The sequence below is a fragment of the Geobacillus sp. ZGt-1 genome (assembly GCF_001026865.1).
In the GTDB taxonomy this organism is placed as follows: Bacteria; Bacillota; Bacilli; order Bacillales; family Anoxybacillaceae; genus Geobacillus; species Geobacillus thermoleovorans.
Genome location: NZ_LDPD01000192.1, coordinates 1 through 370 on the forward strand (window position 1 = coordinate 1; position 370 = coordinate 370).

The 370-nt window shown below is 47.3% G+C and carries 1 protein-coding gene; it reads left to right on the top strand.

Going from position 1 to position 370, the window contains the following annotated elements:
- Window positions 1–370 (top strand): family 43 glycosylhydrolase (locus tag VU18_RS16540; protein ID WP_047758589.1); only part of this gene is annotated, 370 nt, incomplete at both ends.

Sequence of the window (370 nt, forward strand, 5' to 3'; positions counted from 1 at the left end):
AAGAAAATACTTGGTGAATATGTATTGGGATCACCGCGTCGGCCATCATCCGTTTTACGGGATTGTGCTTCAAGAATACAGTGTGGAACAGAAAAAATTGGTTGGTGAGCCGAAAATTATTTTCAAAGGAACGGACTTAAGAATTACAGAAGGGCCGCATTTGTATAAAATCAATGGTTATTATTATTTATTGACGGCGGAAGGGGGAACGCGATACAACCATGCGGCGACGATTGCCCGTTCGCGCGCTCTCTATGGTCCGTATGAGGTGCATCCCGACAATCCGCTGATTACGTCTTGGCCTTACCCGCGCAATCCGCTGCAAAAGGCTGGCCATGCGTCGATTGTCCATACTCATACGGACGAATGG